Origin of the sequence: Intestinibaculum porci (assembly GCF_003925875.1) — a bacterium.
Lineage (GTDB): Bacteria > Bacillota_I > Bacilli_A > Erysipelotrichales > Coprobacillaceae > Intestinibaculum > Intestinibaculum porci.
In genome coordinates, this window is sequence record NZ_AP019309.1 from 262,555 (window position 1) to 276,916 (window position 14,362).

At 38.2% G+C, this 14,362-nt stretch carries 13 protein-coding genes; 7 read left to right on the forward strand and 6 right to left on the reverse strand.

All coding sequences use genetic code 11. From position 1 onward, the window contains the following. Positions 1-768 (forward strand): transposase, encoded by a 768-nt coding sequence (locus tag SG0102_RS01290; RefSeq protein WP_125118272.1) that lies wholly within the window; start codon positions 1-3, stop codon positions 766-768. Between the two features lie 41 nt (positions 769-809). Here SG0102_RS01290 and SG0102_RS01295 read toward each other — a convergent pair whose 3' ends face one another. Both SG0102_RS01295 and SG0102_RS15450 read right to left on the reverse strand, forming a co-directional pair. Further along, entirely contained in the window at positions 810-2,369 is a 1,560-nt protein-coding gene (locus SG0102_RS01295) for a transposase (protein WP_125118273.1), read from the reverse strand. A 541-nt stretch (positions 2,370-2,910) separates the two neighbouring features. After that, positions 2,911-3,054 carry a hypothetical protein gene (locus SG0102_RS15450; protein ID WP_162300171.1) on the reverse strand — a complete coding sequence of 48 codons (144 nt, stop codon included), beginning with the start codon at positions 3,052-3,054 and terminating at the stop codon, positions 2,911-2,913. Positions 3,055-3,393: 339 nt separating this feature from the next. On the opposite strand from SG0102_RS15450, the gene SG0102_RS01300 reads away from it, so the two are divergent. The 3 genes from SG0102_RS01300 (at position 3,394) to SG0102_RS01310 (ending at position 4,999) form a co-directional block, all read left to right on the forward strand. Further along, positions 3,394-4,191, forward strand: coding sequence for a DUF3846 domain-containing protein (locus tag SG0102_RS01300; protein WP_125118274.1), 798 nt, complete (start codon positions 3,394-3,396; stop codon positions 4,189-4,191). Between the two features lie 325 nt (positions 4,192-4,516). Further along, entirely contained in the window at positions 4,517-4,735 is a 219-nt protein-coding gene (locus tag SG0102_RS01305) for a hypothetical protein (protein WP_125118275.1), read from the forward strand. Between the two features lie 72 nt (positions 4,736-4,807). Continuing rightward, entirely contained in the window at positions 4,808-4,999 is a 192-nt protein-coding gene (locus SG0102_RS01310) for a hypothetical protein (protein WP_125118276.1), read from the forward strand. On the opposite strand, the gene SG0102_RS01315 is transcribed toward SG0102_RS01310, so the two are convergent. The 4 genes from SG0102_RS01315 to SG0102_RS01330 all read right to left on the reverse strand — a co-directional run bounded on the left by SG0102_RS01315 (position 4,971) and on the right by SG0102_RS01330 (position 10,399). Continuing rightward, positions 4,971-5,999: a CapA family protein gene (locus SG0102_RS01315; RefSeq protein ID WP_162300172.1), complete on the reverse strand. Its 1,029-nt coding sequence runs from the start codon at positions 5,997-5,999 to the stop codon at positions 4,971-4,973. The two genes, SG0102_RS01310 and SG0102_RS01315, sit on opposite strands and share 29 nt — an antisense overlap. Continuing rightward, positions 5,999-7,171 carry a CapA family protein gene (locus SG0102_RS01320; RefSeq protein ID WP_125118278.1) on the reverse strand — a complete coding sequence of 391 codons (1,173 nt, stop codon included), beginning with the start codon at positions 7,169-7,171 and terminating at the stop codon, positions 5,999-6,001. The genes SG0102_RS01315 and SG0102_RS01320 overlap by 1 nt, the downstream gene beginning before the upstream one ends. Positions 7,172-7,314: 143 nt before the next feature. After that, positions 7,315-8,424: an ABC transporter ATP-binding protein gene (locus tag SG0102_RS01325; protein ID WP_125118279.1), complete on the reverse strand. Its 1,110-nt coding sequence runs from the start codon at positions 8,422-8,424 to the stop codon at positions 7,315-7,317. 97 nt (positions 8,425-8,521) lie between these two features. Beyond that, positions 8,522-10,399, reverse strand: coding sequence for an amylo-alpha-1,6-glucosidase (locus SG0102_RS01330; RefSeq protein WP_125118280.1), 1,878 nt, complete (start codon positions 10,397-10,399; stop codon positions 8,522-8,524). A gap of 145 nt (positions 10,400-10,544) precedes the next feature. On the opposite strand from SG0102_RS01330, the gene SG0102_RS01335 reads away from it, so the two are divergent. From SG0102_RS01335 to SG0102_RS01345, 3 genes are read left to right on the forward strand one after another with little or no spacing between them, the layout of a single operon-like run. Then, complete coding sequence (locus SG0102_RS01335; RefSeq protein WP_125118281.1) at positions 10,545-11,042, forward strand: DUF6106 family protein; 498 nt, start codon at positions 10,545-10,547, stop codon at positions 11,040-11,042. A gap of 3 nt (positions 11,043-11,045) precedes the next feature. Continuing rightward, a complete protein-coding gene (locus SG0102_RS01340; RefSeq protein ID WP_125118282.1) occupies positions 11,046-12,560 on the forward strand; it encodes a response regulator transcription factor in 1,515 nt (504 codons plus the stop codon). After that, positions 12,560-14,272 (forward strand): sensor histidine kinase, encoded by a 1,713-nt coding sequence (locus SG0102_RS01345; RefSeq protein ID WP_125118283.1) that lies wholly within the window; start codon positions 12,560-12,562, stop codon positions 14,270-14,272. The genes SG0102_RS01340 and SG0102_RS01345 overlap by 1 nt, the downstream gene beginning before the upstream one ends. Positions 14,273-14,362 lie beyond the last annotated feature (90 nt).

Here is a 14,362-nt window from a genome sequence, read left to right on the forward strand (position 1 = left end):
ATGAAATACGATTATTATTGTCATAATAATACTTTTAAGCCTGGATATAATGTCCAATTTGGTATTTCAGGTGGGTTTATTAGTGAAATTTTCATTAATTCTGACGCTAATGATCTAAGAACTTATATTCCTGTTATGGATCGCTTTAAAAAAGATTATGGTCATTATCCTCAAATTGCAGTTGCAGATGCAGGATACTGCAGTTTTGATAACAATAAATTCAGTTTAATTCACAGTATTGACTTTTATACCAAATATGTCGGTATGACTGAAGAAAACAAACGTATAACTGAAAAAAATAAGTATAAAACGATACATATGAAGCAGGATGACGGTTCATATAAATGTCCTGAAGGTTATAGTTTTGAAGAAGTCGGTGAACGTAAAGAAACACGAGGGGTATACGATCGAATTATAAAACAGCTTGAAAACAAGCATTGCGGTCAGTGCCCAAACAAGTCTAAATGTACTAAAGCAAAAGGAAATAGAAAAATCTCTATCAGTCCTGAACTGGAATCTTATAAAGATAATATTAGAGCAAAGCTTGATACCCCTGTCGGAAAAGAGTTAATGAATGCCAGAAGAATCTATAGTGAAGGCACATTTGGCATCCTTAAACAAGATTATGGATATGATCGAGTTTACCGCAGAGGGCTATCAGGTGTTGAAGAAGAGATTACTTTAATGGCCATAGGATTTAATTTGCGAAAATATACAAAAGAATTAAAAGATAGAGCTATGAAAAAAAGGGAAAAACTGCTCAATTAAATTCTAAAAAGTTATCTTGAATTCCCGGGTATAGTTTATAACTACACCTCATCTTCATGCCTTTTTAGGTGAAATTTTGGTACCCAATCACTGCCTCTTTTTGTGTATGAAAGTGGGCATGAAATATTAAACGCATTATAGATATCATTAGCTCTTTTTTGTGGCTCTTCAACTGAAGTGACTGTCTTGTAGACGAGGCACTTCTGATTTCTGAGTCCCATGAATATGCCTTCCTGGTTGGTTGCAGTTTTCTTTGTTTTCTTTTGGATATACACGTTAATGGTTGCCGCAATCATTGATAATAACAGGTGACCTCTTACTGCTTCTTCGCTATGAACGCGAAGTGGTGTCAGCTTAGATGATCCCTTGCTTAAATCAAAGTACTGCTCAACCAGCTGTCTAGTATAGTAGGCAGGAAGCACTTCTTCAATTGGGAATGGAAGACTTGAAATCAGTACAAAATATCCCATTGATTCAAGCTTTTTTTGGATCTGCATAGTTGACATTTCTTTGCTCTTATTCAGACACTTATGTATTTCATGATCTACCTGATCTAGATCATATCCTAGAAAAGCATAAGCCTTATGTCCATCACCAATGCTAACTTCGATCTGTTTGATATAGACGACTCTATCACTATATTTGACCATATTTCTTTCCTGCTTTAGTTCGGGACCGTATTTATTGATCAAATCACGATATAGTCTATATTTCTCAGGCAGTCTCATCAGGAAATCGATGTTAGCTCGATAAAGCTCATTAATATCCTCAAGGGTATAATAACCAGCATCACTAAGAATATAGTCTGTTTCAATATTGCCTAAATTATCAAGTACATTTACTGATCTGATCAGTGTATTCATATCAACGATATTGCCTGGAATAATTCTAAACATTAGGGGATAGCCTGTATCTCTCTGAAGTGTTGTAATCATTCTAGCCTCATTGGAAACCTTCCCATTGTGGTTACTGATTGCAGTTAATGGCATATGAATACTGTTAGGAAGCCCTGTGCTGTCAATGATTATAGCTTTATCAGACGAAATGTTTTCTTTGATCCACTTCATATGATTTTCAAAGAATTTAAGGACATTTTCTGATTTGCCAATTGATCTCATAAAGTCACTTATTCTCTGAGATGTGAGATTAGCCTTTGGATAAAGAATGCTTTCAAAGCTCCCTTCATACCAGGTATTGGCATGACAGTTAGCAGCGTTGGAAATGACATAGTAGGCAACCATTGCATATAAGGTATCTTTGTTTTTATAGCTGATTTCATCAATGACTTTGTCATATCCCATATGATGAATAAGCTGATCTACGAAGTAGGCATCGCCATAATCAAGAATAGTACGCTGTCTTTTGCGCTTATCAGGCTGAACATCAGATACATAGGATTCATCAGCTTCACCGAATTCACCAGTTTCAGGATCATAGGTAAACATGCCTCTTTCTTTATTGAAAAAGATATTGTTTTCCTTATCGATAACCTTGCCTAAATGTTTAGCACCTTGCTTAACGATCTTGCCGTTTTTGCGGACTGATTTGCCAGGGATTTTAGCATAAAGTGTTCCATTAATTGTCTGATAACTGAGCTTCATATTAGCACCTCTTTTGCATGAGTAGTTATAAATCTAATTCTTTATAACTACATTATACTATATCGTGCTAATTATTTCAATGTAAAAATTCAATTTATAGTGATGTTAACAACATAATTCTATATATTAATCCATCTAGAAATCAGTGTAGTTAAAAACTGTTCTAGGGAATTCAAGGTTATTCACAGTTTTAACCAGTCAAAAAAATTTTACTCACAATGGATAGGGTTATTACGCCCTTTTTTTGTGCTTACTTGAACAGTTATTCGCAGAAATGGAATTAATTGGAATTAATCTAGATATTTTGAAATTAAAAAGGTGCTGTAGCACCTTAGGAATCATTTTTTTCCCTTAATGTTACAGCCCCTTTTTATGTTCTTTTCAAGAAATATAAGAAAAACAAGAAAAGCAAAAAAAGCCAAAATAAAGTTGCATTTCCAGTAAGCGTAATAAAATCAGCCCCCCCAATTTAAAATACCCAGGGAAATCTCATTTTAAATTAAAATGGAGCTGAAACGGCTAATGACATTCATAAACAAAATTATGTTAAGTTTAACATAATTTCTGTTACATAGATTTCTTTGATCAAGTGTCTGTCGACTTCGTATATTCTTTCTAATTCACTATAGTTTGGCTTAACATTCATATCTTTCATAATCATTATTACTCCTACAAGATTCTTCATGTAAAATCACCTCCTTTCGGAGATGATTTTACAATAAATCGAAAAAAGATAACCATATTCGGATCATTTAGATTTACCAATTTTGGTGATTTTAAATGATCCAAATTGGTAAGTTATGTGATCTTTTTTGGTTATCTTTAGATTACCATCATTAGAAGCTATTGCTTCTGACCTGGAGCGTACTGACAGGTGGGTTTACAAATCTATACGTAAGGCTATTCAAGAGATTGCTGGAAAAAAGACTGACGATTAAATCGCCAGTTCTTTTTTCAGCAATGATCAGCTTAGTTCAGTATGCGTCATACAAGTTCATGTATATATATGAAGAGGTGATAAAGTATGAAAAATAAAGAAATGAATGAAGTACTTGTGTATTTATCCAAAAAGTACCATGGCTGTAACAATGATATTTTTAAGGCTCTTAAGGCAAAAGAAGAAGCTCCAGAGGATAAGGTTAAAGTGGCAAATGCTAGTGTGCACAGTAACGTAGTTACGATTGTTGATGAGGAATATCCTGATTATCTCAAAGATATTGATAATCCACCAATTGTTCTTTACACAGCTGGAGATATAGCAATGCTTAATGATGACCACGAAATCGGAGCTTACATCAGTGATGCTGGAGTACGAGTATTTACCAGAATTGAGCCATCATACGATAGTGCGGGTAATGTGAGCATTAATTATTGCTTTGCAAGTGAAGATGAAGCATTGCTTGATCGCATTGTTAATGACTGTAAAAAGCGTCAAATGCCATTAAGAGATTATCATCTGGATTTTGCAAAGAACGATAAGGATCTAATCAATGTCGTTGTAATCGCAAGAGGTAAAGCCCCATATATGACAACGATAACTAATAAACTGGAATGTTATCAAAGCATTGTAGGCGGCAATATTGAGGTGGTGCCTGTAAGTGATCACACGGTTATCCTGTGTGATGATGAGGGCAAACTTAAAGGAAAAGCAGCTAATAGATACTTTAAAAACGATGTGATATGTGGAACTTTTATAGTTATTGGCACTGATGGAGAAAATTTAAGAAGTCTCACTTCACAAGAAGCTAAAGATACACAAATGAGATTTTCGAAATCGATAACAAATGGGCTGGTAAAAGGTATGACCAAGAAAATGAGTTGACACTAGAAAAATCACTAATCTTCAGCTATAGCTGAGTTAAAAGTTTAGTAGACTGCTCAGCTAAAGGTGATGTAAATAGAATGTATCACCTTTAGCTGAAGACTAACATTTAAGTCACGCATCAGTTAAAGGTGATGCAATCAAAGTGACGTTGCTCAGTTTAATATGATGTATTCGAGAGGGCGTGTTATTAATGTGACAGCAAAGATATTCGATTTTTGACCACATATGCTTCTGATGATGAACTTAATAAACTGATGAAAAGGCTGAAACGAGTGAATGCAGAAGAGTCTATGCGGGCAAGACAAAAATGTATGAGAAACGAATGGCTACTGATGCCAAATATCGCCATGAGACACAGTGCAAATGTATTGTTGGTGCTGAAATTATTACTGCAATTATAGCAAATAAGGCACTTGGCATTAGGTCTTATGATCAGGTTATGCAGAGTTCAGAAAATAATGAACTGACAAATGAGATGAAAGCAATTATCAATCAGATTGTTGAGTATATAAAGAGGCTAAGTTGGGAAGGCTCATACTAGGGGTAGAGCGATAAATCTTCTACCACCTTTATTTCCCAACCCCGACCTCCCAACCAAAAGGAATAATCAAAAATGGAACAGAGCGCAACTGTTAAGACACTCCATCATACAGAGCTTATGTTAAAGGCAGCTTACATAGCAAGGGCGGATTATCACAGTGATTATGACGATCGTAACTACTGCTGGTCTAAGCATGATGACAGTGATTTGTTATATACCAGTCGTTTGACTCCTTTTAAACATGTCCAACAATCTTTTGGATAGCGGCTTTTTCCTTTTTCGCAAAACTGCTCTTTGGCGCTTTTAAATCCTGCAGCTGATAGTGTTTACCAGTATAAATAGGGGCATAAGATACTTTTCCCACATGGACGCCTTTTTGATCCTTCACCAGTTTTAAACGTAAGATAATCGCTTCCTGGGTATGTGGCTTACGCTGGGCTGAGAAGAAATTTCCTAGCGAATAAATGACAAATCCTTTCTTCACTTTGCCATGATCTTTTACCGTGATACGTTTCATGGGCTGTAAGACATGGGGATGGGAGCCTAAGATCACATTGACGCCATTTTTTACTAAGAACTTTGCTAAATCTTTCTGTTCACGACTTGGCTGGGTATGATATTCAATGCCCCAGTGCATACTCACCACAATGGCCTGTGCACCGGCTTTCTTAGCTAAGCCAATTTGTCTTTTCATTTCCTTTTTGTCAATGTAATTGACGGCATAAGATTTGTTTGTACGTAATCCATTGGTTTCATATGTGAAAGCAAGAAAAGCTGTTTTAATCCCATTTAAGTTCTTCATTAAAATAGTATTTCTCGCTTTTTGACTGGTAAAGGTGCCGGTATGTGCTAATTTGTTTTGATTTAAGATCTTAATCGTTGAGACAATGCCCTGATAACCCGTATCTAAACAGTGATTATTAGCCGTTGTCGTCAGATCAATCCCTAAATCTTTTAAATCCTTCGCGAGACGCGACGGGGAATTAAACTGCGGATATCCGGATACCTTACGTTTTGGATTCATTGTCGTTTCTAAATTCGCTACGGCAATAGTTTTGTCTTTAAAGTAATGTTTGACATTCTTAAAGATCGGTGAATAATCATAACGCTTGGTCTTTTTGTTGTAGTGGGTGTTATTGACACTGTCATGACACATTGTATCCCCCACGGCCACGATCGTGGCGCTCTCCTGCGCTTGAATACCCGTCATGCTGAGTCCTAAGATGGTCATGACAGATAAGAAACTGCATGTTATTTTTTTCATCATAAATCTCCTCCCATTATTGATGCAATCTGTGCTTTTTCTTTTTTAGCCTGATTATAGAAGGCAGCGCTATAGCGTGGCGCATTGCCTTTTTCATAGCTGCTGATCACCTGATCAAGATCATATAATGTGTAAGAGCGGCCGTTTTGGGCATTATACAAAGGCGTATAATGGACCTGATCTACGGTGACCTGTTTCTCTTTTTTTAAGCGGATATCCAGAATCACGGATTCATGGGTATGTGGCGCCACCTGTGAAGAAAAGAAGTTCCCTAGGGAATAGATGACAAAGCCTTCATGACTTTGGCCCTGGGCATCTTTCACTGTTAAACGCTTCATTGGCTGTAAGACATGAGGATGTGATCCTAAGATGACATTGACGCCATTTTGAATGAGAAACTGCGCTAAGTCATCCTGGGTTTGATTTTCCTTTAGCTGATATTCAACACCCCAGTGCATACTCACTACAATCGCCTGGGCACCAGCTTTTTTCGCTAAATCAATTTGTCTTTTCATCTCATCTTTATTAATAACATTCACGCTGTACGACTGACTCTTCGCTAACGCATGATTCGTGCCATAAGTAAAAGAAAGAAACGCTGTTTGAATACCATTGAGATTTTTCATCAGAATCGTATCACGATCATAAGCAGACTTATAAGTTCCCGTATGATCCATCTTTTTCGCATTGAGCGTATCAATGGTGGAAACCAAACCATTATAACCGGTATCCAGACAATGATTATTAGCAGTGGATACCATATGAATACCTAAAGCCTTTAAATCATCAATTAACGAAGCTGGGGCATTAAAGTTAGGGTAGCCATGCACCGGTAACCGGGGATTGATGGTTGTCTCTAAATTGGCAATACAAAGATCTTTACCCTGAAAGTGACTCTTAATGTTGGTAAAGAGAGAACTGTAATGATATTGTCTGTTTATGCTTGAATAAGCCTGGGCATTGATCCGATCATGACAGATCGTATCACCTACCGCAGTGATATTTGCATAGACGGGTTTGATAACTGTCTTAGGTTGAACGATCGTTTTCTTAACCGTCTGTTTTTGCGGAACAAATACTTGTTTGTGCACAATCACATGCGTTGGCATAATTAAGCATGATGATAGGAGAATAATCCAGCATTTAAATTGTAAGTCTAATCTTCTTCTCATAAGAACTCCCTCATATGTTTCTATTATAATCGTGTGGATAATTGATGTCTATGTAATTAAGCGCCAAAAAAGATCTTACCATCAGGGTAAGATCTTTGCGACACTGCATATATCTAATGGGAAATGTGAATGCGAATGTATAGTTAGATAGCAACTTCAGTGTCTTTATCGAAAAGATGATAGTTTGTAAGATCAAGTGCGAATTTGACCGTATCACCTTGACGAGCTTGTGTCGTCGGTTCAACACGGGCAGTGACTTTCGTATCACCGATGTTGAAATATAAGTAAACTTCAGCACCTAAGGTTTCATAAACATCGACATGAGCGGTGAACTGTGTATCCTTGTGCTTTTCTACAAATGAAGTTTTATCATAAATATCTTCTGGACGAATACCGAAGATGACATTCTTACCGATATAGCTGCCATTCATTAAGGCAGTTTCGCGTTTTTTATCAACTTTAATGTTAATGCCGTTATCTAAGACGACATGAACACCATCAGCTTCTAAGACAACTTTCGCATTTAAGAAGTTCATCTGTGGCGAACCGATGAAGCCGGCAACGAATAAGTTGGCAGGTTTATTATAAAGGTTCTGAGGTGTATCGATCTGCTGAACAACACCTTCTTTTAAGACAACGATACGCGTTCCTAAAGTCATGGCTTCTGTCTGGTCATGAGTGACATAGATGAAAGTTGTTCCTAATTTCTGGTGTAAACGTGAAATGACAACACGCATCTGCACACGTAATTTAGCATCCAGGTTAGATAATGGTTCATCCATTAAGAAGACCTTAGGATTACGGACGATTGCACGGCCCATGGCTACACGCTGACGCTGCCCGCCGGAAAGAGCTTTTGGTTTACGATCTAATAAGTGTTCAATATCCAGCAGTTTTGCGGCTTCATGCACTTTCTGATCAATTGTGGCTTTATCGACATGAGCAATCTTTAAAGCGAAGCCCATGTTTTCTGCAACGGTCATATGAGGGTAGAGGGCATAGTTCTGGAAAACCATTGCGATGTCACGGTCTTTTGGTTCAACATCATTACAAACTGTATCACCAATTGTTAATGTTCCGCTGGTAATGTCTTCCAGACCGGCGATCATTCTTAAGACGGTTGATTTCCCACATCCAGAAGGACCGACGAAAATGATAAATTCTTTGTCTTTGATATCGAGATTAAAGTCCTTAACGGCTTCAAAGCCATTAGGGTATGTTTTATAAATATGTTCTAATGATAACTTTGCCATAATGTATATCTCCTTTGTACAAGTGAATTTTAACATTGTAAGCCCCTTCACTCCATATCAGTATTTTTAGAAAAGTATAAGAAAAACAAGAACGAAATTAATCGCTCTTGAGAATATTGGCATAGATACATAACACTTCAGCGACACTCCAGGCTTGGGTGACGCAGCCCTTGCCAATATGCGGCGCATCGGCATCGAAGATTTCATTAATCCCGTTGATACACTGTTCATCGAGGCTGTTTAAGAGTGGCTTGAGCAGTAAAGCGGTGCGGGCTTTATTGTGATATAACGCATAATCAGCGCGTAAGAATGGACCAATCAGATAACCCCATGCTGTGCCCTGATGATAAGCAAGGTCGCGTTTTTCGACGACGCCGGTATAAATACCATGATAATCAGGATGATCAGCTGGCAGGGTTCTTAGACCTTTACCAACATACAGCTGCTCATACACTTTTTCCACCATTGAGGCGGCCTGTTTTTGATCGATGATCGGGAACGGCAAGGCAAAGGCATAGAGCTGATTAGGACGCATCGTCGCATCTTCATAAGCGACATCATAGAGATAACCTTTGTGGGTATCAAAGAATTTGGTGAAGCTTTCTTTGCATTTTCCCGCTAACATATCAAAGAACGATTCTTCGCCTAAGAGTTTCGCAAACTGATCCATGATACATAAAGCGTTATACCATAAGGCGTTCAGTTCCACGGGGCAGCCATGGCGCGGGGTGACCGCTTTACCATGAATGCGGACATCCATCCAGGTGATCTGATCTTCTCCGCTGCCGGCCGAAAGCAGGAAGTCATCATTCAGATGAATGTTATGCTTGGTGCCTTTAATATAAGTAAAAATGATATTTTGCAAAGCCGAAAAATACTTTTTAATAAACGCGTAGTCATGGGTATACTGATAATACTGATACGTTGCATGAATGAGCCATAAAGAGGCATCAGCCGTATTATAGAGAGCATCTCCATTGCCATCAGGGAACATGTTGACACATAAGCCATCTTTCAGCGTTTCAATAAAGGTCGTGAGAATATCTTTGGCATCATTAAAGCGTCTCGTCACTAAGGTCAGTCCTTCTAAGGAGATTAAGGTATCTCGGCCCCAGTCGGTAAACCAAGGGTAACCAGCAATGATCGAATGACCATCACCGCGTTTCACAATAAAGTTATCTGCGGCTTTCACTAAACGATTAAAAAGGGCATCTTTAGAGAATGTTAAAGCTTCCTTACGGGCAATTTCGCTGCCGATGGCTGTAATCGGATCATCGATATGTTCTTCTAATGTGCAGCTTACAGAGATGTTGACCTGCTGATCGGTAATGATACTTTCGAAAAAACCGGGAATGCTGAGATGATCCTGAATCCCGCCGCCCATTTTCTGATGGAAGGTATAAGGCGCAGGGGTGTAATCCTGGTGTTCCTGGGTAAAGACACCATTACTGATTTTCATATGAATGAGCGTATCTTTACGGTTGAGAGGGACAATGGATAAACGATTGCGATAAGGGAAGATCGCGTATTCTGGGGCTTTTTCATTGACTTGATCAGGAATCCGCAGGGATAAGATCGGTCGAAGATAGAATTCGATTGTTTTCGCGGATGGATTGAAAATATGATAATTCATCACAAAAGTATTTTTGTTGTGTACTAATGAAATTGTCTGTTTAATTGTGATATCATGTAAAGTGTAAACATAGGTGATAACATCACCGATGAGGATATAGTCAAAATAGTCCTGTAAATCATAATCCTGACCATCAATACGACAGCATCCCAGCATATCGTAGAGCACGCTATAGCGATCAACGGGCGGATGCAGTGAGGCATTAAAAAGGGCATGATAGGATTTGGTATGAATAAAAGGCACACTGAGATAAGCGTAACCACCTAAACCATTGGTGAGCAGCCACTCCGGCATGGTAAAGGGATCATGCGATGTGATATCGTTTTTCGTGATTCTTTTCATAGCGAATACCTCCTAGCTTTCATTCTAGGAATATTCAATCTAAAAGCAATCCCATCTAAAAAATCTTATATCATTCTAATGAAACACATATATCATGATACCGCTTTATTTTTTATAATAAGAAATAGAATGGGAGGAATGTAAAATGGATACGTATGTAGAGTATAGCTACAAAATGGATGTGTCATTACGCCAGAAGCTCTTTCGAGCATTATTAATTGCCCTAGCTGTGATCTTTGGATTTTACAGCATCTTTGTGCCGATCTTTATTCCAGTCACCTTGTTATGGATCGTCTTAGCCGTTTATTATCAGCGAAGTCTCAATTGCGAATACGAGTACATTCTCTGTGATAATGAACTGCAGATTGACCGCATCATTAACAAGGCCAAAAGAAAACATGTCGAGACCTTTAATATGGATCAGTTAGAAGCGATGGAAGTTGCGAAGCCTCACTTCTTTGAAGACTACAAAGATAAAAAGGTCAAAGTCAGAAGATTTTATTCCAGCTATAACGATGACCAGGTTTATGGTCTGATGTTAAAAGCGGGTGGACTTTATACCTGCCTGATGTTACAGGCTAATGACAAACTGGTCAATGCTTTGACTTTACGATATCCTCATGCTCTGCGTAAGGAGGCGTAAATTATGTATAGTATTCTGGTTGCCGATGATGAGAAGATTGGCCGTAAAGGCGTTCACTTCTTACTCAATCAGATGGATGAAGATTTAGATATTATTGAAGCGAAAAATGGTAAAGAAGCCTTAGCTTATATTCAGAACCATCCCTTAGATATCTTATTGACAGATATTAAGATGCCTTTTTTAGATGGCATTGAACTGATTAAAGAAGCCTTAAAGGTGCAGCCCCAGTTAAAAATTGCCATTTTTAGCGGCTACAGTGATTTTGAATATGCGAAAAAAGCATTATCTTTAGGGGTTCTTGAATATATCTTAAAACCGGTCAATCCGGAAGAATTCAAAGCTACGATGGCGAAAGTCATCGCCCAGGTCGATGATTTAAAAGCGACCGCAGAAAAAGAAGATAAAACGGAAAACTTAATCAAGGAACATATTCTTTATAACTTAGTCAACGGTAATTCCGATGAAGCCATTGAAGAACATTTAGGATCAACAGTGGAAGATTATATTAAACCTTATCATCGCTTGATCTTATTGCAGTTCCCTGAAAACTTCTTTGGCAATAAAGAAGATATTCAGAAGGACTTCCTGAAGTGTATCAGATTACCTTTTGATTACTTAAACCTGAACTTATCCCAGTCATTATTCTTCTTTGAAGAAGACGCTTTTGATGCCATCAATGCGGCTGCCCATGATATCTTCAATATGTTACAAATTCAGTATCATACCAAAGGGTATATTGCCATCTCTAAAAGTATTAAAGACTTAAGTGAAATTGAAAATAAAGTAGAAACATTAGAAGAGATCCTCGAAGGAATGTATTATCATCCTGATAAATACATCTATTCCGAATTAGATGAAGACAATATTTCCGTTGCCCCTTATGAAGATATTGAAGACTTAACCAAACGAGTTAAACATGATATTAACCTGAAAGATATCAATCGTCTTAAAAAAGACTTTGATAACTTCTACGCTATATATTATGCCCAGGATGATTTCTCAAATGACTATATTAAGTTCTTATTCTCGGGGATGATCAAAGATATTTATAATGCTTTAACGGTAACGAAAGAAAAAGATCTTGATGCGATGATTGTCCGTTTCTATCGTGCCAATGACTTTAAAGCGATCCGCAGTATTATGGATGAATTCATTGCCTTGCTGGAAAAAGAATTCCAGAAATCAGAAAGCCTGAACCATCAGGAAATCAAAGATGTCATCCGCTACGTCTACAATAATTATAATTTAGACTTAAGCGTGGATTCCTTAGCGGAACAGGTCTGCTTAGCACCAAGTTATCTGTCGCATATCTTTAAAAAAGAAACGGGAGAGAACTTAGGTAAGTTTATTAAACGCGTCCGTATGGAAAAAGCCAAAGAGTTATTAGAGTCCAGCAACGAAAAGATCGTGTCCATTGCCGTGGCTGTCGGCTATGCGAACGTTTCTTATTTCTGTCAGAGCTTTAGAGAATATTATGGTATTTCACCACAGAAATACCGCAGTCAGGGAGAAAGCTGATGAAACGTCTGATTACTCTGGCAAGAAACATGAAAGTCCGCCATAAAATCATTATGATTTATATGGCGGTAGGTCTTGTGCCTTTATTAGCCGTTGGTGTGATTGCTTATGTGAATATCAATAATCTGGTCACCCAGCGAGAATTAGAAAACTATCAGAATGTGCTCTCCTTAACAGTAACAGCGATGGATAGTGACATTAAGGTTTATAACAACTTATCTAATTATATTGCTTACAATGAAACCATTGCGGATATTGTCTCTAGCGATTACAGCAATGATTATGACTTTTATAAGAAACTGACCAGTACCCTTGATCCGATGATTACGAGTGCAACGAATTTTCATACCGATATCGATCGGGTCACCATTTATACCCGTAAAGATATCGTGGCTCATGGCACGACCTTAATGCCCATTACGGCTATTGCCCATGAATCCTGGTACAAAAAAGCCTTAGCGAGTGATACCCCCTATTGGGTGGTGGATGCGAAAAACAAAACAGTTTTGAATGTCCGACGTATGCCGACATTAGAACGTAAAAACAGGGTCGGCATCCTTGTCATTGCCCTTGATTACAATCAGCTCTTTAAACGTTTTTCAGCCCTTGGCAAGTACAATTATGGGGTGTATGTCGATGCGGAAGGGCAAGCGATCTATCATTATGATGGGATGATCAATCCACAGGATGAGCTCAGCTTTAAAACCGCCAAAGCGGATGCAAAGAAGCAGGACAGCAGAGTTATTCAGGCGACTTCTAGTGAAACCGCCTGGCATGTCTATTTCTATCGCTCCACGATGTCTCTCGCCCGTGCTCATATGCAGAAAGACTTTGTTTTTCTGGGAACCATTTTACTCATTATGGTCGTTGTCTCCGTTTTATCGCTGCGCTGGACATCTAAGTTTATCGTCGATCGTATCGAAGCCTTAACGAAGAATGCGAAAGCGATTCAGGATGGCAAACTGGAAGTTGATGTCACCAGTGATGATAAAGATGAAATCGGGACTCTGATCCGCGCTTTCGGGCAGACGGTGGAACGGATTAAGTTCCTGATTGAAGAAGTCTATGAATCAAAACTCAATGAAAAGAACTATGAAATGCGTGCCCTCCAGCAGCAGATCAATCCGCATTTCCTCTATAACACCTTATCGATGATTAACTTCATGGCCTTAGAAAGCGGGCAGAATGCTATCAGTAAGATTACTTTATCATTATCTGATTTCTATCGTACCGCCCTCAATAAAGGCAATAACACCTGCTCATTAGGCGATGAATTAAAGAACATGAATGCTTATCTGGATATCCAGCAGATGATGCATGATTATGAATTCGAACTCGACGTCGTCATTGATGAAGAGCTTAAAGATTATGAAACGCCTAATCTGATCTTACAGCCGATTGTAGAAAATGCGATCGGTCATGGTATTGACTTATTAGAAGATCGTAAAGGTATCTTACGCGTTTACGCCACTTCCACAAATGATGAAATTTATATTATGGTCGAAGATAACGGCGTCGGCATGGATGAAGAAACCATGGAAAAAATGTTGTCTCAAAACTCTAAAGGTTATGGTATGCGTAACGTCAATCAGCGTATTAAACTGCTGTATGGTGAAGACTATGGTCTCCATATTGAAAGTATCATCGGTCAAGGGACCGTTGTCATGATCCGCTTACCAAAACGTAAATTTGTGAAGAAGAACCCTTCTTAATGGGGTTCTTTTTTTGTCGGAAAAGAAAAAAGTTTCTGGGAGTGGTCCCCCAAAAACTTTTAAAGCAGGTCAAAACCCCAAATTAATATA

Coding starts and splice junctions, on each gene's coding strand:
- SG0102_RS15450 (WP_162300171.1), bottom strand. CDS start 3,054: ATGAAGAATCTTGTAGGAGTAATAATGATTATGAAAGATATGAATGTT.
- SG0102_RS01315 (WP_162300172.1), bottom strand. CDS start 5,999: ATGAAAAAAATAACATGCAGTTTCTTATCTGTCATGACCATCTTAGGA.
- SG0102_RS01310 (WP_125118276.1), top strand. CDS start 4,808: ATGGAACAGAGCGCAACTGTTAAGACACTCCATCATACAGAGCTTATG.
- SG0102_RS01290 (WP_125118272.1), top strand. CDS start 1: ATGAAATACGATTATTATTGTCATAATAATACTTTTAAGCCTGGATAT.
- SG0102_RS01320 (WP_125118278.1), bottom strand. CDS start 7,171: ATGAGAAGAAGATTAGACTTACAATTTAAATGCTGGATTATTCTCCTA.
- SG0102_RS01305 (WP_125118275.1), top strand. CDS start 4,517: ATGGCTACTGATGCCAAATATCGCCATGAGACACAGTGCAAATGTATT.
- SG0102_RS01330 (WP_125118280.1), bottom strand. CDS start 10,399: ATGAAAAGAATCACGAAAAACGATATCACATCGCATGATCCCTTTACC.
- SG0102_RS01340 (WP_125118282.1), top strand. CDS start 11,046: ATGTATAGTATTCTGGTTGCCGATGATGAGAAGATTGGCCGTAAAGGC.
- SG0102_RS01325 (WP_125118279.1), bottom strand. CDS start 8,424: ATGGCAAAGTTATCATTAGAACATATTTATAAAACATACCCTAATGGC.
- SG0102_RS01335 (WP_125118281.1), top strand. CDS start 10,545: ATGGATACGTATGTAGAGTATAGCTACAAAATGGATGTGTCATTACGC.
- SG0102_RS01295 (WP_125118273.1), bottom strand. CDS start 2,369: ATGAAGCTCAGTTATCAGACAATTAATGGAACACTTTATGCTAAAATC.
- SG0102_RS01345 (WP_125118283.1), top strand. CDS start 12,560: ATGAAACGTCTGATTACTCTGGCAAGAAACATGAAAGTCCGCCATAAA.
- SG0102_RS01300 (WP_125118274.1), top strand. CDS start 3,394: ATGAAAAATAAAGAAATGAATGAAGTACTTGTGTATTTATCCAAAAAG.